Consider the following 21,135-nt stretch of genomic DNA (forward strand, 5'->3'; position numbering starts at 1 on the left):
ATCCGTTTTTTGGCAGAGAAGACCTCCACCGCCTCCTCGGTGAAATCCCCGGCGATAATCACCTCCAGGAAAATCTCGTTCATCTTCTCGGCCAGTGCTTTGTCCACGATCCCGTTGACGGCCACGACCCCGCCAAAGGCGCTCACCGGATCGCATTTGAGGGCTTCAGTGTAGCTCTCCAGCAGATCGGACTTGATGGCGAAACCGCAGGGGTTGCCGTGTTTGACGATACAGACAGCCGGCGCGTCACCGAAAGCGGCGGCGATCTTCACCGCCCCGTTGATATCGGTCATGTTGTTGAAGCTCGCCTCACCTTTGAGGGCTTTGAAGTGACGGGTAAAATGGTCGCCGAACTGATAGAGGGCTCCCTGCTGATGAGGATTCTCTCCATAGCGGGTATCGAAGACCTTGCGGCCGCTGATAAACTGATAGCGCCCGAAGCCTCCGTGGAAGCGACCGTTCATATAGTTGGCGATCATACTGTCGTAAGCGGCGGTGTGTTCAAAGGCCTTGATCATCAGTTCCCGACGAAACTCCAGATTCTCACGCTGATCCCGCAGTGCCTCCAACACCGGAGTGTAATCGGCCGGATCGGTGACGATAATCACATCCTGGAAATTCTTGGCGGCAGAACGGACCATGGTAGGCCCCCCGATATCGATATTTTCGATGATCTCGTCGAAGTCGTCGGTCCGCTCTATGGTCTCCTTGAAAGGATAGAGATTGACACAAACCAGGTCGATCCCGGTAATGCCCAGCTCCTCGGCCTGCTTCCGGTGGGCCTCCTCTCCCCGTTTGTAGAGGATCCCTCCATGAACGTAGGGATTGAGGGTCTTGACCCGTCCCTCGAAGCACTCCGGGAATTTGGTCACTTCGTCGATCTCCGTCACCGGGATCCCCGCTTCGCTGAGGGTTCGATAGGTCCCGCCGGTCGAAACAATCTCCCAGCCCAGATCCGCCAGTCCTCTGGCAAACTCCACGATTCCGCTCTTGTCACTGACACTCAACAATGCACGCATCGGCATCCTTCTCTAGATATTTGATTATAAGCCCTCTGTATACTCGTTATAGAAAGGTTTCAGAGGACCACATTATATCCCAGGCAGGGTAAAAGAGGCGAAAGTTAAAGGGGGAGAGTTTATAATCATCAAAAAGCAAAAGGTTTCCCATGATCATCATTCCCGCCCGGATCGGCTCCTCGCGTTTCCCCAGCAAAGTCCTGGCGGATATCCTCGGCACACCGATGGTCATCCGGACCGCACAGGCCGTCGCCGGCCTCGATCCGGTGGTCATCGCCACCGACAGCCGGGAGGTAGTCGAACTCGCCGAAAGCTATGGGATCCGTGCCGTTATGACCTCCGAAAGCCACCAATCCGGAACCGACCGGATCTACGAAGCCGCTTCGATTCTGGGACTTCCGGACGATGAGATCATCCTCAATGTCCAGGCGGACGAACCCTTCATCGAGGAGGAGGTGGTGGAACGGGTCTACGCCCTGACCAAAGCCTCCGCCGGCAATCCGGAAATCCTCGCCAGCAGCGCCTACAAGATCGTCAGCAATCCCGAAGCCGACGATCCCAATCTCGTCAAAGTAGTCACCGACGATGAAGGCATGGCCCTCTACTTCTCCCGTGCCAAGATCCCCTACCCCAGAGACCACCATTTCGATGCCTACAAAGGGCATCTGGGACTCTACGGCTACACCATGGCTTCTCTACGCACCTACTGTTCCCTGGAACCCTCGGCACTGGAACAGATCGAAAAGCTGGAGCAGCTGCGTATCCTGGCCAACGGTTATCGGATCGCTATGACGGAAGTGGAAACGGAGAGTTTCGGGATCGATACCCCCGAGGACCTGCAGAAGGTCCTCCGCAAACATATGCTCTGAAAGCAAGAAAAAAGCGTAAAAAAAGAGAAAACCCCTAATACTTCCCGGAACTGAATTAGGGAGCGTTTTTGACCGCTCGCCCCAGATCCCACATCGGCAGAAAGATCCCCAAAGCCATCAAAAGGACCAGACCGGCAATGAAAAAAAGCATAATCGGTTCGATATAGCTGGAGAGGTTGTCGATGATGTCCTGAAAACGCATATTGTAATATTCGGTCACCTTCTGAAGCATCTTGTCCAACTGGCCGCTGGACTCTCCGGCTTTGATCATCTGCAAAAGCATGTTTTCAAAGAGGCCGGTCTGTTCAAAGGCATCTGTCAGACTCATCCCCCGACCGATATTGACATTGACGGTTTCCAGTTTTTCTCGGATATAGTCATTGCTAACCATATCGACTGCTGTATTGAGCGCTTCGGAAACAGGGATTCCCGCCCGGACCAGTTCACCGAAGACCAGCGTATAGTTGTACATTGAGGAGAGAAAGATCACCCGATTGATCAGATAAAACCGTGGATGAACCATTATTTTGTCTGCCCAATATTTGAAGTTTTTATTGTTTTTATACAGAAGCACTATGGCGGTGATAGATCCGATCAAAAGGGCCAGCAACAGAAGCCCGTAATGACTGAAGGCATATTCAATCCCCAACAGCACTTTTGTCGGCATCGGAAGATCTGCATGGAACTCTTCGAAGATAGCGCGGAATTTAGGCACAACCATCATAATAAGGATGACAAAAGCAATCGCCATTGCCGTTAATGTAATCAAAGGATAACGCAGGGCTTTTTTGAATTTGGCGGTATTGTTCCGGATATTTTCCAGGATATCGGCCAATTTGTGATAGGACTCGGGAAAGTTTCCGGTCTTCTCCCCTAGATTGGTCATCGCAATCGTGACATGCCCGAACTCCTCCGCATAGGGAGCGATGGCCTGAGACATACTCTTTCCCGCATTGATATCGGCAGCAATATTCTGATAGATTTCACGAAGTTTTTTGTTGGTGGTATTTGCCGCCACATCCTCCAAGGTATCGTTGATCGGAATACCGGCATCGGTCATCACGGCAATCTGACGGATGGTGGCGATTTTATCGTCCAGCTTGATCTTCCCTTTGGTGAGTTTTTGGAGATCTTTGCCGATCTTTTTCAGGATATCCTCCACCGGTGCGGCCGTCTCCACGGTCTTCACTACTACGGCCCGAGGAAATTCCCGCTTGGCTCTGGCGGCTGCGGCCCTTTTGTTGGGGGCTTCATAGACCTTAAAGGTCCGTTTACCCCGCTGCATCAATGTGACTTTGTAATACATCGTTACAACCTTGCTACTCTGAAAATTTCTTCGACGGTTGTTTCACCCGCCAACGCTTTGTGGATTCCGTCTTCAAACATGGTGACAAACCCCTCTTTCATCGCTTGTTCCGTCAACTGCTCTTTTGAAGCGTTGGCGGCGATCATCCGGGAAAGTTTCTCACTGATCGGCAAAACTTCAGCAATCATCTCTCGTCCCATATATCCGGTATTGTTGCATTCTTTGCATCCAGTCCCGTGATAAAAAACCGGATTGTCCACATTGATATACGGTTGAATCTCCTCCATCACATGGGATGTGAGTATCTCCGTTGTCTTGCAGTAGGGACAGATCTTTCGCACCAGCCGTTGCGCCTGTATCGCCACCAAAGCCCCACTGACCAAGTAGCTCTCGATCCCCATATCGATAATCCGGGTTACCGCACTGAGCGCATCATTGGTGTGGAGCGTTGAAAGAACCAGGTGACCGGTCAGAGCCGCCTGAATCGCAATCCGCAGCGTCTCCGTATCCCGAATCTCCCCGATCATGATCTTGTCGGGATCCTGCCGAAGAATAGAACGCAATGCCGCCGCAAATGTCAGATCAGCATGAGGATTGACCTGCACTTGTTGAATCCCCGGCATCTGATACTCCACAGGATCTTCGACGGTGATGATTTTGTCTTTGACATCTTTGATAGCATTCAGAGCTCCATAGAGAGTCGTTGTCTTACCGCTTCCGGTAGGACCGGTCACCAAAACAATACCGTAGGGGACCTTGATCGCTTCGGTGAACCGTTTGTAACAGAACTCACTCATGCCCGCCTCTTCGAGTTTCACCAGGACCTTACTCTTGTCCAAAATCCTCAGAACGATCGACTCCCCCAACAATGTGGGAAGCGTCGATACCCGGAAATCAAACTCCCGACCCGCTACCTTGGTCGTGATCCGGCCGTCCTGGGGTTTGCGTTTTTCGGCGATATCCAGGTTGGCCAGCAGTTTGATCCGGGAGGCGAGCGGACTGAAAATATCTTTGTCAAAGACAAAGGATTGAGTCAACATTCCGTCAATCCGATCTCGAACAATACAGTTTTTCTCCGTCGCTTCAATGTGAATATCGCTGGCCCGTTTGAAAACAGCATTTTTGAAGATCAGATCGATCAGTTTCAAAACCGCCGGAGACTCCTCTTCGCCCTCTTTCTCCATTCCACCGTCTTTGAGATCACGACGGATTGCATCGACATACTCTTTAAGGCTTTCACTGAGCTCCATCCGCTGAAGTACTTCCATAATCTTCTTGGGAAGGGATGTCGCCACCTGAATGGGTTTGCGGGGGAATAAACGTTGTAGGGCATCCTGGGCACCCATATCCAAGGGATCTTCGAAAACCACCAGGACATTCAGATCGGTCTCTTCGACGGGAACAGCATGATAGCGCAGTAGCTGATTGTAAGGCACCCGACTGAACAACTGAACATCGATCTCCTTTTCGTCAAGATCCACATAGGGAATATGCAATTCTTCGGCAACCTTTCGGATCACCGGTTCCAGATTGATCCCCTCTTTCTCCAACTCTTTGATCCAAGAAAAGGGAATCGACCCGTTCCGGGCTTTTTTGGCGATATAATCCTCGATCTTTTCCACATCGACGATCTTCTCTTTGATCATATTTCCCAGTGTGATCTTCAGGGGGGGACGGCGACGGACCAGTTTGGCAAGATCCTCTTTGGTCACGATACCGTCTCTGACCATCTGTTCGGTCAGCTCTACCATTTCACCGCTCTCCTTTTTCGTTGATACTCCGACTCGATTATAGCCAATCCTGTTAGGAAATACTCAAAATCGTTTGCCTCTTCGAATCCGATCGATGATCATTTTGGCCCGCATCGAACCGCTTTGATCATAATAGGCCTGCAAAATCCGCAATGCGGCGGCACGATGCCCCTGTTTCGCTTTGGCTTTGCCGTAAAGCAGCCAACTCTCCTCCTGGGAACTGTCGATACTGTTTGCCCGCATCGCCCAGATTTCGGCTTTTTTGTAGCGATGTTTCCCATAATAGTACTTGGCCAGATAGATCGCATCGTCATAATCCTGGGTATTCGAGAAACGTGTTTCAATCTCTTTGACCACCTGACGGCTTTTTGCATCGGTCACTTCCAGACGAATCCGTTTCTCTTCACCCGAAAGATTACCCGCATCCGACGTCGGAGCGTTGCGGTCAGAGAGCGTAATCACTATTTTAGGTTTTTTGGGCGGAGGGGTCGGTGTCGCCAGAGAGGGGGCTGCAGGCCGAAGTGACTTCTGTAGCACGGGATGTGAAGCAGACAGAAGGCTCCGATTCATCTCCGTACCTTTCGGTGAAGTTTGGGAGAGTTTCACGGGATTGGCGACACCGCGATAAGTCCCTTTGTATGTCATATAAGCGATGGGAAAAGCCAGAAGAAGAAAGATTCCAAAAGCTATCGCGCTTCTTCGTAGGATCCGTTTGCGGCGATAGCGCTGCCACTGCCGCTCCAGCGCCTCGATATCATACATGGATCATGCCTGTTTTGATGGCGGCCATCTCCAGAATTTTCGAAGGAAAACGGCGATAGTCGAGTTTGGCCGGGTGATGTTTGTCATAATATTCCGCAATCTCAAACGCGGTATAAAGAAGTTTGTTGCACTCCCTCATATTTCCTCCGGTCAATCGATAAATGAGTTTGAAGTGCCGATCCTTGAGCTGATTGGCAACTTCGGTCAATCCTTGATTCAAAAGACGTTTGTGGATATAGGTCCTGATCTCGCTCAATTCGGCATTTTTCAGCTCGATCGTCTCCCAGATTCGCGACTGAAAGTGCTTTTTGGCCATGAGATCTTCATTATCGGTTTTATGAAGAGAGATCACGAACTTGATGCTCCCTGTATCAGAGAGGATACGGATCTCCTCCAACATTTCCGTCGGATACATCTGCGCCTCATCTAAAAGAATGATAATTTTACGCTCGTCTTTTACCTTTTTGCCGTAAGCGACAAAAGTCTCAAAACTAATCGTACTGTTTGGCGGCATCTTCTGCCCGGTAAAAATCGTGAAAAGTTTGTCGTAGAATTCCCGGCGATTTCCGGTAGGGGTTTCGATGAAATGGAGGTCTTTTTTGTTTTTGTGCTGTGCATAGAGCCGATGAAGCAGAATGGTTTTCCCGGTCCCCGGTTTTCCAAAGAGCAGCACCATCTTCAGCGACCTCTCCAGGCTGTACTCTAGCTGTTTATAAGCTCGGATACTCCCTTCGAGTTCAATATATTCGTCGACTTTGATCTCATCGACGAACGCCTCTTTCGCCTCTACATATCCCTGCGTCATCGCAATTTGCTGTAACCTAGATCTTTGAGAGTCAGATTTTTGTGCGGTCGGATGATATGGGGAGTGATGATCAGCACCAATTCGTCGGTGACGTCGGTAACTTCTTCTCTTTTAAAGGCATGTCCAAGCAGAGGAATGCTGCCGAGGAGAGGAACTTTGTCACTTTTGACCCCTTTCGTTCTTGTGATCATTCCTCCAAGAATCGCGTGGTTTCCATCTTTGACCTTGATCACCGCAGAGATTTGCTTGTCAAAGGTATCCGGAGCCACTGTACGTTCCGTTTGGCTGATGACTTCATTTTTGTCAACAAGTTCGGAGATCGTCGGGTTGATTTTCAGTGTAACCATCCCCCGTTCATCAATCTCTGGCGTGATACTCAGCAAAATACCTACAAAAATGTTTTTAGGTTTGGCTGTCTTATCAATCGCACCGGAGTCTGTAATTTTGGTATCGTAAATCACATAGTTGATTTTTTGGCCTGCACGAATAATGGCCGGTTGATTATTCAGCGTCATGACCCGCGGACTGGAGACCACGGTGACATCCCCCTGGCTGTTCAGAAATTTGAGAATTCCTGTCAAATCACCTTGCAACCCAAAAGAAATCGCTCCATTGTCATGACCTATTCCGCTAAAGTTATAATGGCCTCCCCAACTAAGTGAAGAATCAAAAATTTTGTTCCAGTCAATTCCTGTACTTCTATTGTTGTTCAGGCGGACATCAATGATCCTTACATCAATCATTACCTGGGCTTTGGCCTGCTTCATCAGGGCCGAAATATAGCGATCCACCCGTGCAATCTGCCGGGCCGTTCCCGTCACCGTAATCAAGCCTGCCTGTCTGTTCACGATCGGATCGAGGGGGTTGTATTCCCATTTCTGACCGTCAGGGCCGATCCAGGCATCTTTGACTCTTGTGTAGTGGGCACCCGCATCATTTGCGGTTCTCAGAATCTTTTTGATCTCATCTTTGATCTTCATCCAGAAATCAAATTTGTACTTGCTGGTAATTTTGATATTGGAACCGTTATCGGATTTGCTGTCACTATCATCGGTAGACGAAGAAAGGTTCACGACCGTTTTGTTTTCTCCCTGACGGTACCCTGCAATATAATGCAGTTTGTATGTCTTTGTAATAAAGTAGGAGATAACAAGCTTGTTACCTCTCAGAGAGTAACTCAGATCGTTGTCAGTCAGCAGAGTATCCAAAAAGCTTTTGAGCGAAGCGTTTTTCAGTTTCATATAGTAGAGCTTTTTGTTCAGGCGATGTTGAGCCCCTGCGTCTTTGACGATCACGGTCAACCCACAGGTCTCAGCCAGATTGTCCACCGCATCTCCAATGGTCGTTTCGCTGTTCATAGTGACGCTGAAGAGTTTGTCCGTACAACCTTCCGCCGATGCATTTGCGGCAAAGAATCCTGTCATTAAAAGACCCATCAGGATTTTTCTTATAGTTTTAGCCATCATCTGTTACCCCTCATTTGATTTGAAATAGTTTGGTATTTTCCGGATTGGGAAGGAAAAGCTCCACACTCCAATCCGCTTTTTTCAGCAAAACACGATTTTCGCCGATCGACTCGACACGGTATCCCTGAATCGTATCGCCCACTTTGAGCCAGCGACCATTGATGCGTGCACGATCGTTGATGATCGCACTGAGATCGAAACTGGCCTGCTGCTCCATTACTTTGATAACCGGAGCCGCCGTACTGTTCTCATCCGTTTTTGTGACGACAATCCCAAACGGAGAGACTACTTTACCGAAGTCTACTGTGACTTTACTCTGCCGTTTACCCTGAATCTTTTTTACCATCTCATTGATCTTCTGAACACTCAGCTCCGCCTGAAGCGGATAGAAGAGCAGCAGACCACTTATCCATAGGTATTTCATCGGTTCACCCCCCAGACAGAGACATTAAGGTCTGCCACAATCGTCTTTCGTTTCGGATCCAGACGAATGTCGGTGTGATAGACGTCGGTAACCAACTTATTCTGCTCCAGGTCGTTGATAAAGGCTATGATACTCTGGAATTTGCCCTTGCATTTGATACCGGTTTCCAACACATGTCCGAAACTCTTATTGTCATTGACATAATGATTCTGCAACTCCAGGATACTGACGTCATTGGCATGGGCTCTCGAGGTAATGGAGTCCAGAAAGATTGCCCAGTTGTGACGATTGAAGAGTACTTCGGAGAGTTTTTGGAAATTACGATCAAGCAGAGCGATCCGCTGTTGATAATCTTCGATCGTTTTTTGCTTCTGCGCAATTTCACGATCAAACTTTTTGATGTAATAGTTTCGATCACCGTTGACGGTAATCGAATGCAAATAGGTTTCCTCTTCGGCAATTTTCTGCTGCAGTTGCTTCTGTGTCAATTTGCTGGAATTGTAACGATCTTCCGCATAAGGAAACAGATAGAGATAGAGAATGTACCCTATCATCCCCGCCAGAATCAGAATAATCAACCACTTCTCCGAACTGGTTTTATTGACGAAATAGTTGTCCAGGCTTTCAAGTTTGTCTTCTATATATCTCATTTCAGATCCACCTTCAAAATACCTCGATAGAACGAGCTGTTCTCATCCGCCGCGATTCGCTCGATATCGATCCGGCTGATCTCTTTCGCATACTTTTCCGTCACATCTTTGACCAAGCCGGTGATATTTTCATCACTGTTCGCGAGTATGGAAATAGCGTAATGATCTTCGTTGCTTGTCATTTCATCACTATGCAGACCGAAGCGTGACAGCTCATCGGCAAACGCAGCTAACTGGTTGGATTTGAGCCGGTAATTGACCTTTTTGTCATACACGGAGATCAATGTTTTCTCTTTGGCGTTGTAACTTTTACGAAGTTGAGCGATTCGGGCATCCAACTCTTTGATTTTCGCTTTTTTCTTGCCGAGAATCGAACGATATTTCGCAACCTCAGCCGCCAATTGGTGTTCCTGTTTGCTCAATTGATAATTTTTCAAATCAATCAGGTAGGAAGTGGTAAGATAGTAAAGCGGATAGGCAGACGCCAGCAAAATCGCCGCAGCAAGGCTCAGAATAAACTGGCCGCTAGCCCGTTTGTGGAAAACCGGTGGTCTCGGATTCTGGGAGAAATTGATCATCCCTTCCGGATCTTCCAGATATTTTTCACTCTTTCGGACCATCAAGGGATGATACTGATCAACGTACCATTCGTCACTCTTGATCTTAAAATCGAAGATCATCGAACTGGAGTAGAGTCCCAGATAGTTCTGGGCATATTCATCGACTCCGCTGATAGGCCCTAGTTCGCTGCCGATATACATATGGTCAATGACATCGACATTGTAGGCACGTTTGGTATAGATAACAATGTCATTGATGGTGATAAAGATCTCGTTGAAGAGTTTTGTCAGGTTCTGTTGAAATTCCAGATGGGTCGTTTTGACCCCCTCTTTCTGGAAAATCCTGAAAAACTGCTTCTCATCAACGGTCTTGCCGGCAATCTCACAATAGCGGTCATAGAGATGCTTCAGTGTGTACTGAATCGATTTGCTATAGAGATACTCCCCGTCACGATAAAAGGTCAATGTCGTATCGTAATGGGTGAAGTAGAGAAAGCAGTGAACCTTCTTCCCTTCCAGGATACTGTTTTCATACAGCGGCTGATAGAGCAGCGGCGCCGGCACGACCAGGTCGATATACTTGATCTCCTCACGAACCTCGGCGAAAAGTTCATCGTAGCGTCCCCTGTCCAAAACAAAGAGCTGAAATTTTCTTCCTTCTCCCTCGCCCGTGACCTCCCGATATTGGAAAAGATATTCAGTAGCGGGGTCCAAACCCAATTCGTCATAGGCCTTGTCTTCCAGTGCCCCGGCGATATCTTCATCGGGAATGTTGCGGCTGATCTCGAGAGGTGCGATAATCAGATCTTTGTTGGCGACAAAAGTCGTGTAGTAATTGTGCCGTTTGAACTGTAATTTGTCGATGGCATGCAGCGTATCGTTTTTATAGAGATAGAAACGATGGTTGTAGCTATCAATCGTCACAATCGACTGATACGTCTTTTCTTCTTTGCTTCCCTTCATACCCCTTCCTTCCGTTACCTTCAGTGTCAATTGTATATGTTATAATATTAAAGTAAACTTATTTACGCTTCATTTATGTCGTTTTCTTTAAATTTACCGAAATAACTCTTATGAAATAGAAGCTAGAAGATATAACCGATCTCTTCGAGGTTCTTTCTGTTCTTGCTCCACCCTTTGCGTACCACCACATGCAGATCCAGATAGATTTTCTTGCCGGCAAAGGCCTCCATGAGCTTCCGGGCGTGGGCTCCCAGACGGCGGATCGATTCACCCCGGTTGCCGATAATCATCCGCTTCTGGGTCTCTTTTTCGGTGATGATCGTCGCATAGACCCGGTCGAGTTCCTCGCCCTCTTCGACCCGGTCGATCACCACGTCGCTCTCGTAGGGGATCTCCTCGCTGAGCTTTTCGAAGAGCGCTTCCCGGATCAGTTCCCGGTAGATGTCCCGGATATTCTCCGTCGTGAGGATCTCCGGATCGTAGAGCCAGGGGTGTTCGGGTAGATGTTTGACGATCTCGTCAAGGAGCTGCTCGCGACCCACGTTCTTTTTGACCGAATAGGGGATCAGCGCCAGGAAGCGGTCCTGGTAGCGGCTGTATTCGGCGATCTTGGCCAGGATTTTCTCGTTGCTCGCCTGGTCGATTTTGCTCAGGAGCACGATATGGGGAGTTCCTTTCTTCTCGATCCGTTGGAGAAAACGCTCATACTCCTCCAGCGAATCGGTTACCGGAGAGATGAAGAGGATCAGATCGGCATCACCGATGGCTTTGAGGGCCTCTTCGAGCATGAACCGGTTGAGGAGCTTCTCTTTCTCGTGCAGCCCCGGAGTGTCCACGAAGATAATCTGGGCATTGTCGTGCATGACGATGATGTTCATCCGCTTGCGGGTCGCCTGGGCCTTTTTGGAGACCATGGCCAGCTTCTCGCCCACCAGATGGTTCAGCAGGGTGCTTTTGCCGGCATTCGGGCGCCCGACCACGGCGACGAAACCGGCGCGCATAGGCTGGGAACTCATACGGAGATCTCTTTGAGGTCAGCGATCGAGAGGAAAGCGCGGTAGATGGAGGCGACCAGATGCTGACGGTTCCGCCGCAGATCCTCCTCCTCGGCATTGACCAAAACAGCATCGAAGAAGGCATCGAGTGTGGGCTTCAGGGCGAAGAGCGCCTCGAGCTCCTGGCGGTAATCGGCATACTCCCGTCTCTGTGTCTCCTGAAACGCCTCCCAGAGTTTCTGCTCCTCTTCCGATCGGAAGAGAGCCGGATCGACACTCAGATCTCCGGAGAGATCAACCTCCGCGGAGATATTGGCGACCCGTTTGAAAGTGGTGAAGAGTTCCCGCGATTCCCGGCGCTCCAGGATCTCCGTGAGGGCTTCAACCTTTTTGGCCAGTTCGTTGATATCCCGCTCGCCAGTCGCCAGGACGGCGGTGATGACGGAGGGGTTGGTCCGGAGGGATTTGTAGACCCGCTCCAGAATGAACTCCTCCAGACGCTCCCGCTCGAAAGGAGCGTACTGATCGGCCAAAAGCTCCAGGATCACAGGAATATCGAAGCTCAGATCGTAACGGGTCACGATGCGGATAATGCCGTTGACCGCCCGGCGCAGAGCGAAAGGATCCCGCGAACCCGTGGGAATCTGCCCGACACTGAAGAGCCCCAGGAGAGTATCGAGTTTGATCGCCATGGCCAGAATCGACGAGAAGATGGTGCTGGGAAGCTCTGCCCCCTCCCCTTCGGGACGATACTGCTCTTTGATGGCGGTGCAGACCAGGGGATCTTCTCCCAGGGCCTTGGCGTAGTAGTAGCCCATCAGTCCCTGCAACTCCGTAAATTCGTAGACCATCTCTGTCAGCAGATCCGCCTTGGCCAGCGTCACCGCCCGGTCCATCAGCCCCTCGATCTCCAGTGCGCTGCGTCCCGTCTCGTGTTCCAGCTCGTCCATGTAGATCCCGGCCAGGCGCAGGGCGATATTGCGCTCCCGGTCCACCTTGTCCCGCAGGGTCCCCAGACCGTCGATGAACTGGATCTTCTCCAGGCCGTCGATCGTCAGCCCCCGCTTCAGATCGTTGCGGTAGAAGAAGAGTGCATCCTCCAGCCGGGGCCGCAGAACCCGCTCGTTGCCGGCGATGACCTGGCTGTAGTCGTCGGTGACGGCGTTGCTGACGACAACGAAACGGTTGGAGAGATTCCCCGCCGCATCGAAGACCGGGAAGTAGCGCTGATGCTCCTTCATGGAGGTGATGATCACCTCCGGCGGCAGTTCCAGGAACTTCTCGTCAAAGCTTCCCATCAGGGCCTTGGGGTATTCGGTAATCGCCACCACCTCATTCAACAACGCTTCGTCCTCTTCGATCCGCAGATCGCTCTCGGCTTCGATAGCGGCAAAGTCTTCGCGAATCATCTCCCGGCGTCGGGCAGGATCCAGGATCACTCTGCCCTCCTCCAGGATCTTGCCATAACTCTCGATATCGGGAACCTCCACCGGATCGAAGCTCACCATCCGGTGCAGATAGGTCTGTTTGTCGGAGGCAACACCGAAGAGTTCGGCCGGCACGCTGCGATCGCCCAGGCGGACCTGGAGCCATCGGACGGGGCGGATGAACTCGTCATGCCGGTCACTCCAGCGCATCATCTTGCCGAAGTTCATAGAGGCAATCCATTCACGGATCATCTCGGGAAGCAGCGCCTCAGTCTCTCGGCCCGGAACCTCCCGGCGGTAGTAGAGCACTTCCCGTTCTCCCTTTTTCAGGCGCTGAAGCTCCTCGAAAGCCACACCACACTTTCGGGCAAAGCCCTCCCCTGCCGGCGTCGGCTTGCCGTCACGAACAGCGATCTCCACCGGCGGCCCCACCAGCTCTTCCACCCGATCGGCCTGGCGCAGGGGAATCGCCGGATGCTGCAGGACGAGACGTCGGGGGGTGTAGAGGAAGTCGAAGTCGCTTTCGAGCTGTCGCTCAGCGAGGATCTCCTTCCAGGATTTTTCGATACGGTCCAGAATTTTGAGCAGAGGAATCGCCGGCAGCTCCTCCACTCCGATTTCGATCAAGAGAGCTTGCGTCGTCACGTTTTCGATCCTTATGATCCCGGCGGGATATCCGTCGGAAGAGTTATGGCTATGATTTTATCGAAAAAGGGGTGAAAGGAAGGTGGATCAGTGTTTGAGCAGATCACCGACGCTCTGACGGGGATCTTTACCCTCGAAGAGCATGGCATAGACCTCTGCGGCGATGGGGAGGTAGAGACGCTCATTTTGGGCGATACGGTAAAGGGCTTCCGCCGTGGGGACCCCTTCCGCCACCTCGCCCAACTCCTCCAGAATCCGCTCCCGGTCCTTCCCCGCCGCCAGCCCCAGGCCCACCCGGTAGTTGCGGGAGAGCCGACTGCTGGCGCTGAGGAAAAGATCCCCCGCCCCGCCCAGGGAGAGAAAGGTCTCGGCCCGGGCACCGTAATGGGCTCCGAAACGGGCCATCTCCACCAGGCCCCGGGAGATCATCGCCGCCCGGGCATTGTTGCCCAACTCCAATCCGTCACAAATCCCTCCGGCGATGGCAATGACATTTTTGTAGGCGCCTCCTACCTCGGCTCCGGCGATGTCGTCATCGACATACCCCTTGATGAAATCGGGCAGCGCCCCGGCATAGCTCTCCGCTAGCTGACGATTCAGAGAGCTGACGACCAGGGCCGTAGGCAAAGATCGCATCACCTCCGCGGCAAAAGAGGGACCGGAGAGAAAAGCGAGGCGTTCGGCGGGGAGAAACTCCTCGAAGACCTCATTGAGCAGGGCCCCCGTCGCAATCTCGATCCCTTTGGCGGCCACCAGGACCTTCTGCCCCCGGTCGACGAAGTGTTTCTCCATCCAGTGACGGGCGAACTGAGCCGGGATCACCATGACCAGATACTCCCGCTGCATCGCCTCCTCTATGGGAACAAAGTTGGGAAGATCGTGCCGATGTCTCGACGTAATCACCACATCATTCCGGCGGCTGTAGGCATGCTGAAGTGCCTGTCCCCATTTTCCCGCTCCGATGATCGCCATCTTCATTCGTTTACCTCCTCGGAATGCCGGATCGCCTCTTCGAAGCGGTCCAGGTCTTCGTCGTGTCCGATGCAGACGATGATATCACCACTGTCGAGTTTGTGCTCCAGTCCCGTGGTGACAAAGATGAAACTGTTCCCCAGTTCCACGTCGATCATCCCGACAAAAATCACCCCATAGCGTCGGAAATCGATCTCGTCGAGGGAGCGCCCGTGCAGAAAGGAGCCCTCCGGGATCTCGATCTCCCGGAAACTGTATTCATGTTTGCTGTCCAAAAACCCTTCCAGAAATCGGGTGGCAATGGGTTTGTTGAGAATATTGTGAATCCGGTTGGCGCTGACGGCATAGAGATCGATCACCTGGCTGGCCCCGGCCATCTTGAGCTTGCGGGTGGCATGGATCGAATCGGAGAGCGCCAGGATGCGGTTCTCCGGAAAGAGCGCTTTGAGTGAGAGGACCAGAAAGACATTGAGATGATCGTCGTCCATGACGCAGACCAACTGATCCTTCGGGTCAACCGGCAGGGTCTCCAGGGCACTGTCGTTGGTCACATCGATAAGAAGAGAACGTTTGAAGTCCCCTTTCAGGGAGGCCTGATATCGGGACTCCTCCGACTCCACCAGAATCACCTCGGCCTCGGACTCCACCAGCGTATCGGCGATGCTGCGTCCGAACTTTCCATAACCGAAAAGGATAATGCGGTTCCGACTCATCTCAGACACTTCCTTCCATCGAGGCAGCTGTTTTCACGGAAGTAGGCGATATTGGCTTTGTGCCCCATCAGCAGCAGGACATCCCCAACCTCCATGACCACCGAATCTTCGGGGTTGAAGAGAAAATCCTTCGTTTCGGCTTTTTGAATCCCGATGAGAATGAGTTTGTAGGCACGAAAATCGATGAATCCCACGCTTTGCCCCGCCAATTCGCTGTGTTCCAGGACCCGAACCTCATCGAGCAATGCCACGTTTTGCCCGGTAAAGATGGCATGAATCGCCTTGTACATCGTCGGTTTGAGAATCGCCGTCACCATCATGGTCCCTGCCGCCTGATTGGGCAGCAGGACATGGTCCGCTCCCGCCCGCTCGTATTTGCTGACGATCTCCGGTGTACCGGCCCGGGCGATGACCCGGATCCGCGGGTCGATACTTTTGGCATTGAGGGTGATATAGATATTCTCCACATCATCATGAGTCATACACAAGACGGTGACCCTGGAGCCTTTGATATTGAAACGGGCCAGGGTTTCGTGTCGGCTGGCATCATCTACAATGGCATCGTATCCGTCGTGAAGCGCTTCCTGGACCCTTTGGGGGTCCTTGTCCAGGATGATGTAATCATAGCGCTTCGCTTCGGACTGCCGGAAAAACATCTTGGTCATCTGCCCGTAGCCGCAGAGAATAAGAAACTCCTCTTTTCGGTTGATCTCCTCGACGATCCGCTCTTCTTTGAGTTCGGTCAGCTTCTCAGAAAAAGCCGAGACAATCACCGAGGTGGCAAAGGAGATCATCGCCACTCCAAAGAGGATGATGACCATGGCGATCACCCGCCCCATCTCTGAAACCGGAGCGATATCCCCGTACCCGACGGTCGTGATAGTTACCAGTGACCAATAGATCGCATCGAAGATATTGTGGATCGCCGGATTGTTCATATCCTCCAGGACATAGATCGCAATCGCTCCGGTGAGCGTAACGAAAAAGAGCAGTCCCAGCAGAGTCAGCAGTTCGAAACGTTTGGTCCCCAGCACTTCGACGAATTGATTGATACTCCGGGTATAGCGCAGGAGTTTGAGGAAACGGAAGAGCACGAAGATCCGCAAAACCCGCAAAGGGCGGTAAGCAGGGAGAATCGCCAGCAGATCGATGATGGCGGCGGGAGTCACCATATAGGCGAGCTTTTTCCGCAAGCCGCGCGCCAGGGCCGGCCAGACTCTAAACTCACGTCCTACCGCCGAGGATTCCTCATACTCCCGGACCAGATCTCCTGTCAGATCGCTGGAGATCCAGAGCCGCAGAAGATACTCTACAAGAAAAACAAAAGAGACAAAGTAGATATCGTAATAGTCCAGCCAGACCGGAACCGGATGCTTGACCTCGAAAATCAGAATGAAGACCGAACTGAGGATCAGAAAGATGATGAAAAGGTCGAAGAGCCGTTTATAGGGATTCTGGTTGTTCTCCAGAAGATCGGTCACCCTCTCCCGCAGACGGCGGTAGCGTGACGAACGGTTGAGCCGAAGCGCCCAGTGAAGAATCTTCGATTCGAGTCGTTCCCGGAGCGCGCGGATCATGTACCGAGACGCTCTTTGAGGAGCTGATTGACCTTGCCGGGATTGGCGGTACCGCGGGAGGCTTTCATCACCTGTCCCACGAAGAAGCCCAGGAGCTTCTCTTTGCCCGCTTTGTACTCCTCGACTTTGTCGGCATTGGCGGCCAGAATCTCATCAATAATCGTCAGCAGCGCTCCGTCGTCACTGAGCTGTTTGAGCCCCAGCTTTTCGATGAGAGCGTCCACATCCCGCTCCTCGTTTTCCATCAGATAATCGAGGAGCTCTTTGGCCCCTTTGCCGGAGATGGTACCGTCTTCGATCCGGGCGATCACCTGCCCCAGGGTCACCGCATTCACCGGAGACTCCTGGATCTCGAGCCCCGCTTTGTTGAGCCGGCCCAGGAGTTCGGAGGTGAGCCAGGTCACCGCGGCGCGGGCGGGAGCTCCCGCCTCGATCATCGCTTCGTAATAGGCGGCCATCTCCTTCTGGGCGGTGATCACCAGGACATCTTCCCGTTTGATTCCCAGCACTTCGGTATAGCGTTGCACCTTTTCGTCAGGCAGTTCCGGGATCTTCTTGGCCGCGTCGATCATCGCGTCGGTGACGATCACCGGACGCAAATCGGGGTCGGGGAAATAGCGGTAGTCGGCGCTGTCCTCCTTGCCCCGCATGGAGCGGGTTTCGCCGGTCGCGGTGTCATAGAGACGGGTCTCCTGCCAGACTTCCCGGTCGTAGACGCCGTCTTCCCAGGCTTCGATCTGACGTTCCACCTCATACTCGATCGCCTGTTTGACGAAACGGAAGGAGTTGATGTTCTTGATCTCGACCCGGGTACCGAACTCTTCGCTCCCTTTGGGGCGGATGGAGACATTGACGTCACAGCGGAAAGATCCCTCCTGCATGTTGGCGTCGCTGATATCCAGATAGCGGACGATGGCGTGGAGTTTGCGCAGGTAGAGCACCGCCTCTTCGCTGGAGCGCATGTCCGGTTCGCTGACGATCTCCAGCAGCGGGGTATCGGCCCGGTTGAGATCGACTTTGGAGATGTTCCCCTCGTGGATGCTCTTGCCGGCATCGGCCTCCAGGTGGGCCCGGGTGATGCCGATACGTTTGCGTTCTCCTTTTGCCGTGTCGATAAAGAGTTCGCCGTCCTGGACGATGGGCACGTCAAACTGGGAGATCTGATAGGCCTTGGGGCTGTCGGGGTAGAAGTAGCTTTTACGGTTGAAGATGGAGCGGCGGTTGACGGTGGCGTTGACGGCATAGCCGAAGCTCATCGCCTTTTGGACCGCCTCTTTGTTGAGCACCGGGAGGGCACCGGGGAGCCCCAGACAGACAGGGCAGGTATTTTTGTTCTGATGCTCCGCGAAACTGGTGGGGCAGGAACAGAAAATCTTGGATCGGGTATTGAGCTGGACATGTACTTCCAGGCCGATAACGGTTTCAAACATAATGGTCTAATCCTTTTCAGAGGCCGTCTGAATCAAAATAATGTCATTATATCCAATCCCCATTTAATCCCGATTTTACAGAAGCGTGAGCCCTAGAGGCCCTGGACATTGAAACAGACCAGGATATCCACCGGAGCACTGAGAATCAACGCTTTGGCTCCCTCCCCCAAAACACTCTCCGGATCTTCCGCGGCGATCATCAGTAGATCATCTCCCTCCCGCTGCAAACGTTCCAGCACATCCTCTTCCACGCCGTGCTCTCCCACTTCAAAAACCCCTTCGATTCCCTCTTCCCGACAGAAGGATTCAAAACTCTCTCGACGGCTCTGCATAATCTCCGACTCCTCCTCGGCCAGAATCTCGGGAGTCATAGCGCCCACCACCGGATCGATTTCGGCGTCGGCCATCGTCGGGAAAAACTGATAATCCATATAGGCTTTCCACTGTATATCAGGGACCGCTTGACGGGCCAGGTTCAGACAGTGGCGACCTGCGCCGGCCGTCTCTGTGACCAACAATCCCCGAGAGGGGCAATGTGTCTGTCCCGGCAACAGAACGTAAAGAGTGCGGCGGACTTTGGCCATAAGCTCCGGTAGTTCATCATTCCGATCGGCGACCATCAGAAGTGACGACTCCCGTTGGGCCTCCAGCGCCGCCTGATCCGGCAAGTCGTTCTCCCGAACCAACAGAGCCCACCCTTCGATCCCCCGGTTTCGCAGCAAGGATTCCAGGTGCTCCCGGACCACTTCCATCGTGGCCTCTCTGCCCTCATAGATCGGGAGTTCGAAAAGTCCCTCCTCTTTGACGTAGAGCAGCGTCACCCCTGCCTCCAGGCGCCCGGAGAGTTCCCGGCACTTATCGATCAGTTCCTCCGCCGCCTCCAGACGGCTGCAGACTCCCAGGATTCTCTTTTGCATCGAATATCTCCTTTGCAATTCAGACACCGGAGAACGGTGCCATCAGGTTGGCGACCCCTCCGAAGAGCAGGCCCAAAAGCATAATGAAAATATAGATAATCAGCATCGCCGGGATCGAAGCCAGGGCCAGTTTGACCATGAACCAGACCAGATCCCAGAAGGGAATCTCAAGCCCCGAAACGATCACTCTCTCTTTCTCACTCTTCTCCATCGTAGTTCTCCTTTTCTATGCTTGCTTCCGTCGCCCCCCGGATTCCTTTTTCCACCATGATCCAATGGAAGGCAACCAGCTGGGCGAAAAAGGGCGTAAACATATTGATAATGGGAATGAAGTTGAGCAAGGAGGCAAAAAAGGCGATGCTCCAGATGATAAACCGGTGTTGTTTGAGTCGCTTGAACTCTTCGGGCGTACAGTAGAGCCGGCAGGTGCCGCGGAAATTGGCATCCCGGTAGAGCCAGGCCCAGAGAAAGAGCTGAATCAGGACGTTGACAATGGGCACCAGCAGGAGCGGGAAGAGGACAACCGTCAGCAGGACGAAGAGCCCGGCATCCCGCAAAGCGATAAATCCGTGCGCCGTCTTGATCTTCGTTTCGTTGATCGAAACATCAGGGTAGTCGATCTCCCGAACCGTTTCGAGAAAATCACTCCGATAAAAGGAGAGGATCAGAAAGAGACTGAGGATGTAAAACCCGTAGAGGATATAAAAATTCAGTAGGACGGCACTCCCTTCCGCCACGGTCTGAAAAGGGAGCCAGACCAGCAGTTTGTCGGCGATTGCACTTTTGAAAGTCCCCCAGTTGGCCATAATGTACCAGGCCCAGCCGGCGGCGAAAAGCAGCAAAGTGGTAAAAGAGTAGTAGTAATACCCCCGTTTCATCTTTCGGAAAAAGATCGGCGCCAGAATCGCCGTGACGAAAGCGTAGGAGACCAGAACCGCCAGGGCCCAGACCAGAAAGAGGATCAGCAATGCCCCATTGGCCTTGACCACACTGAAAGGGACCCAGCTGATAATCCAGGTGGTCAGGTGCAGCAGCGGGTTCCAGACCACCCAGCCGATCCCCGCCCAGATCAGCAGCATCGGCAGACCGGTGATCAGCACCTCCCGCAGGACGGGCCAGCGGACCAGATCTCTCAGACTTCGGAGGAAAATACCGTACGAATGTGTCATCCCTCCTCTCCTTTCCCTCCCTGAGAATTCCGGCATTTGAGCGATTCGGCCTGGATCCATTTGAGCCGGGTCAGGATATGCTCCAGCTCTTTCTGATTCTCCTCGCACTCCCGCTCCAGCTGCTCCTTCTTCTCCTGCACTTTGGCAATCTGTTTCTCCAGCGCTTCCGGGTCCACGGCGCACTTCTGAGCCAGGTCTGCCTCTTTCTCCAGCATCCATTCGGTCATCTTTTTGAAAAATTCCACCATTGCACACTCCATCTTTTGTGATCTGGACTTATTATACTCTCCTAAATCGGCCAAATGATAAACAGATCTTTGAAAAACATTTTCTTTTCATATTGCTACCTGTGTAGCATTATTGTTTAGTTATATCAACTAAACTTTCAGAGTGGAACATCAAAATTACAACCCCAAGGAGGTTCAAATGAAAAAGGTTCTTCTCTCGTCACTTACGGCAGCCCTGCTGTTGGGTAACGGACTCTATGCCGCAGAGGCCAAAGCGCCCAAGCAGGAGCTCAAGCAAACGGCAAGCAGCAAAAGCGTCAGCGCCAAAGCCGTCACAGACGCCAAGGCCACTGCCAATGCCCAAAAGGCCGAAGTCAAAGTGGTCAAAGAGGCGGTCGATGCCGTTGCGCTGACCCAGGAGGTGCTCGTCGCACTCAGTCAGAATAAAAAGGATGAGGCAATCAAAAAGCTGGAAAAAGCCATCGGCA

At 52.3% G+C, this 21,135-nt stretch carries 20 protein-coding genes and 1 pseudogene; 2 read left to right on the plus strand and 19 right to left on the minus strand.

Annotated elements, in window-relative coordinates; translation table 11 throughout:
• A partial coding sequence (gene purH / locus F8I07_RS01685; protein ID WP_292654914.1) for a bifunctional phosphoribosylaminoimidazolecarboxamide formyltransferase/IMP cyclohydrolase occupies positions 1-1,019 on the minus strand: 1,019 nt, incomplete at its 3' end.
• A 149-nt stretch (positions 1,020-1,168) separates the two neighbouring features.
• Here purH and kdsB point away from each other — a divergent pair.
• Complete coding sequence (kdsB, locus tag F8I07_RS01690; RefSeq protein WP_292654916.1) at positions 1,169-1,888, plus strand: 3-deoxy-manno-octulosonate cytidylyltransferase; 720 nt, start codon at positions 1,169-1,171, stop codon at positions 1,886-1,888.
• A gap of 55 nt (positions 1,889-1,943) precedes the next feature.
• On the opposite strand, the gene F8I07_RS01695 is transcribed toward kdsB, so the two are convergent.
• The 18 genes from F8I07_RS01695 to F8I07_RS01780 form a co-directional block, all read right to left on the minus strand.
• Entirely contained in the window at positions 1,944-3,194 is a 1,251-nt protein-coding gene (locus tag F8I07_RS01695; protein ID WP_292654918.1) for a type II secretion system F family protein, read from the minus strand.
• A gap of 2 nt (positions 3,195-3,196) precedes the next feature.
• Positions 3,197-4,945 (minus strand): GspE/PulE family protein, encoded by a 1,749-nt coding sequence (locus F8I07_RS01700; RefSeq protein WP_292654921.1) that lies wholly within the window; start codon positions 4,943-4,945, stop codon positions 3,197-3,199.
• A gap of 63 nt (positions 4,946-5,008) precedes the next feature.
• On the minus strand, positions 5,009-5,707 hold the full coding sequence (locus F8I07_RS01705; protein WP_292654923.1) for a hypothetical protein: 699 nt from the start codon (positions 5,705-5,707) through the stop codon (positions 5,009-5,011).
• On the minus strand, positions 5,700-6,512 hold the full coding sequence (locus F8I07_RS01710) for an ATP-binding protein (RefSeq protein WP_292654925.1): 813 nt from the start codon (positions 6,510-6,512) through the stop codon (positions 5,700-5,702). The genes F8I07_RS01705 and F8I07_RS01710 overlap by 8 nt, the downstream gene beginning before the upstream one ends.
• Positions 6,509-7,978 carry a type II secretion system protein GspD gene (locus F8I07_RS01715; RefSeq protein WP_292654928.1) on the minus strand — a complete coding sequence of 490 codons (1,470 nt, stop codon included), beginning with the start codon at positions 7,976-7,978 and terminating at the stop codon, positions 6,509-6,511. The genes F8I07_RS01710 and F8I07_RS01715 overlap by 4 nt, the downstream gene beginning before the upstream one ends.
• A gap of 10 nt (positions 7,979-7,988) precedes the next feature.
• Positions 7,989-8,402, minus strand: coding sequence for a hypothetical protein (locus F8I07_RS01720; protein WP_292654931.1), 414 nt, complete (start codon positions 8,400-8,402; stop codon positions 7,989-7,991).
• Positions 8,399-9,052: a type 4a pilus biogenesis protein PilO gene (gene pilO, locus F8I07_RS01725; protein ID WP_292654934.1), complete on the minus strand. Its 654-nt coding sequence runs from the start codon at positions 9,050-9,052 to the stop codon at positions 8,399-8,401. The genes F8I07_RS01720 and pilO overlap by 4 nt, the downstream gene beginning before the upstream one ends.
• The gene (locus F8I07_RS01730; protein WP_292654936.1) at positions 9,049-10,575 is read right to left on the minus strand and encodes a hypothetical protein; all 1,527 of its coding nucleotides are present in this window, start codon (positions 10,573-10,575) and stop codon (positions 9,049-9,051) included. The genes pilO and F8I07_RS01730 overlap by 4 nt, the downstream gene beginning before the upstream one ends.
• A 122-nt stretch (positions 10,576-10,697) precedes the next feature.
• Positions 10,698-11,591, minus strand: a complete 894-nt coding sequence (gene era / locus F8I07_RS01735; RefSeq protein WP_292654938.1) for a GTPase Era — start codon at positions 11,589-11,591, stop codon at positions 10,698-10,700.
• On the minus strand, positions 11,588-13,642 hold the full coding sequence (glyS, locus tag F8I07_RS01740) for a glycine--tRNA ligase subunit beta (RefSeq protein ID WP_292654939.1): 2,055 nt from the start codon (positions 13,640-13,642) through the stop codon (positions 11,588-11,590). The genes era and glyS overlap by 4 nt, the downstream gene beginning before the upstream one ends.
• Before the next feature lie 87 nt (positions 13,643-13,729).
• The gene (locus F8I07_RS01745; protein WP_292654941.1) at positions 13,730-14,620 is read right to left on the minus strand and encodes an NAD(P)H-dependent glycerol-3-phosphate dehydrogenase; all 891 of its coding nucleotides are present in this window, start codon (positions 14,618-14,620) and stop codon (positions 13,730-13,732) included.
• Positions 14,617-15,327: a TrkA family potassium uptake protein gene (locus tag F8I07_RS01750; RefSeq protein WP_292654943.1), complete on the minus strand. Its 711-nt coding sequence runs from the start codon at positions 15,325-15,327 to the stop codon at positions 14,617-14,619. The genes F8I07_RS01745 and F8I07_RS01750 overlap by 4 nt, the downstream gene beginning before the upstream one ends.
• Entirely contained in the window at positions 15,324-16,904 is a 1,581-nt protein-coding gene (locus tag F8I07_RS01755) for a potassium channel protein (protein ID WP_292654945.1), read from the minus strand. Before F8I07_RS01755 ends, F8I07_RS01750 begins: the two co-directional genes overlap by 4 nt.
• Positions 16,901-18,334 carry an Asp-tRNA(Asn)/Glu-tRNA(Gln) amidotransferase subunit GatB gene (gene gatB / locus F8I07_RS01760; protein WP_292654947.1) on the minus strand — a complete coding sequence of 478 codons (1,434 nt, stop codon included), beginning with the start codon at positions 18,332-18,334 and terminating at the stop codon, positions 16,901-16,903. Before gatB ends, F8I07_RS01755 begins: the two co-directional genes overlap by 4 nt.
• 92 nt (positions 18,335-18,426) lie before the next feature.
• The gene (locus tag F8I07_RS01765; protein WP_292654950.1) at positions 18,427-19,251 is read right to left on the minus strand and encodes a hypothetical protein; all 825 of its coding nucleotides are present in this window, start codon (positions 19,249-19,251) and stop codon (positions 18,427-18,429) included.
• Positions 19,252-19,270: 19 nt separating this feature from the next.
• A complete protein-coding gene (locus tag F8I07_RS01770) occupies positions 19,271-19,462 on the minus strand; it encodes a hypothetical protein (protein ID WP_292654953.1) in 192 nt (63 codons plus the stop codon).
• Complete coding sequence (locus F8I07_RS01775; RefSeq protein ID WP_292654956.1) at positions 19,449-20,420, minus strand: EI24 domain-containing protein; 972 nt, start codon at positions 20,418-20,420, stop codon at positions 19,449-19,451. The genes F8I07_RS01770 and F8I07_RS01775 overlap by 14 nt, the downstream gene beginning before the upstream one ends.
• Positions 20,417-20,668 (minus strand): hypothetical protein, encoded by a 252-nt coding sequence (locus F8I07_RS01780; protein WP_292654960.1) that lies wholly within the window; start codon positions 20,666-20,668, stop codon positions 20,417-20,419. Before F8I07_RS01780 ends, F8I07_RS01775 begins: the two co-directional genes overlap by 4 nt.
• Before the next feature lie 178 nt (positions 20,669-20,846).
• Here F8I07_RS01780 and F8I07_RS01785 point away from each other — a divergent pair.
• Positions 20,847-21,135 (plus strand): annotated as a pseudogene (locus F8I07_RS01785) (hypothetical protein); the annotation flags it as partial.

Origin of the sequence: Nitratifractor sp., from assembly GCF_015487065.1 — a bacterium.
GTDB lineage: Bacteria > Campylobacterota > Campylobacteria > Campylobacterales > Sulfurovaceae > Nitratifractor.

Coding starts and splice junctions, on each gene's coding strand:
- gatB (WP_292654947.1), bottom strand. CDS start 18,334: ATGTTTGAAACCGTTATCGGCCTGGAAGTACATGTCCAGCTCAATACC.
- F8I07_RS01715 (WP_292654928.1), bottom strand. CDS start 7,978: ATGATGGCTAAAACTATAAGAAAAATCCTGATGGGTCTTTTAATGACA.
- F8I07_RS01750 (WP_292654943.1), bottom strand. CDS start 15,327: ATGAGTCGGAACCGCATTATCCTTTTCGGTTATGGAAAGTTCGGACGC.
- F8I07_RS01700 (WP_292654921.1), bottom strand. CDS start 4,945: ATGGTAGAGCTGACCGAACAGATGGTCAGAGACGGTATCGTGACCAAA.
- era (WP_292654938.1), bottom strand. CDS start 11,591: ATGAGTTCCCAGCCTATGCGCGCCGGTTTCGTCGCCGTGGTCGGGCGC.
- F8I07_RS01720 (WP_292654931.1), bottom strand. CDS start 8,402: ATGAAATACCTATGGATAAGTGGTCTGCTGCTCTTCTATCCGCTTCAG.
- kdsB (WP_292654916.1), top strand. CDS start 1,169: ATGATCATCATTCCCGCCCGGATCGGCTCCTCGCGTTTCCCCAGCAAA.
- F8I07_RS01765 (WP_292654950.1), bottom strand. CDS start 19,251: ATGCAAAAGAGAATCCTGGGAGTCTGCAGCCGTCTGGAGGCGGCGGAG.
- F8I07_RS01705 (WP_292654923.1), bottom strand. CDS start 5,707: ATGTATGATATCGAGGCGCTGGAGCGGCAGTGGCAGCGCTATCGCCGC.
- F8I07_RS01775 (WP_292654956.1), bottom strand. CDS start 20,420: ATGACACATTCGTACGGTATTTTCCTCCGAAGTCTGAGAGATCTGGTC.
- F8I07_RS01755 (WP_292654945.1), bottom strand. CDS start 16,904: ATGATCCGCGCGCTCCGGGAACGACTCGAATCGAAGATTCTTCACTGG.
- F8I07_RS01730 (WP_292654936.1), bottom strand. CDS start 10,575: ATGAAGGGAAGCAAAGAAGAAAAGACGTATCAGTCGATTGTGACGATT.
- F8I07_RS01780 (WP_292654960.1), bottom strand. CDS start 20,668: ATGGTGGAATTTTTCAAAAAGATGACCGAATGGATGCTGGAGAAAGAG.
- F8I07_RS01695 (WP_292654918.1), bottom strand. CDS start 3,194: ATGTATTACAAAGTCACATTGATGCAGCGGGGTAAACGGACCTTTAAG.
- F8I07_RS01770 (WP_292654953.1), bottom strand. CDS start 19,462: ATGGAGAAGAGTGAGAAAGAGAGAGTGATCGTTTCGGGGCTTGAGATT.
- pilO (WP_292654934.1), bottom strand. CDS start 9,052: ATGAGATATATAGAAGACAAACTTGAAAGCCTGGACAACTATTTCGTC.
- F8I07_RS01745 (WP_292654941.1), bottom strand. CDS start 14,620: ATGAAGATGGCGATCATCGGAGCGGGAAAATGGGGACAGGCACTTCAG.
- F8I07_RS01710 (WP_292654925.1), bottom strand. CDS start 6,512: ATGACGCAGGGATATGTAGAGGCGAAAGAGGCGTTCGTCGATGAGATC.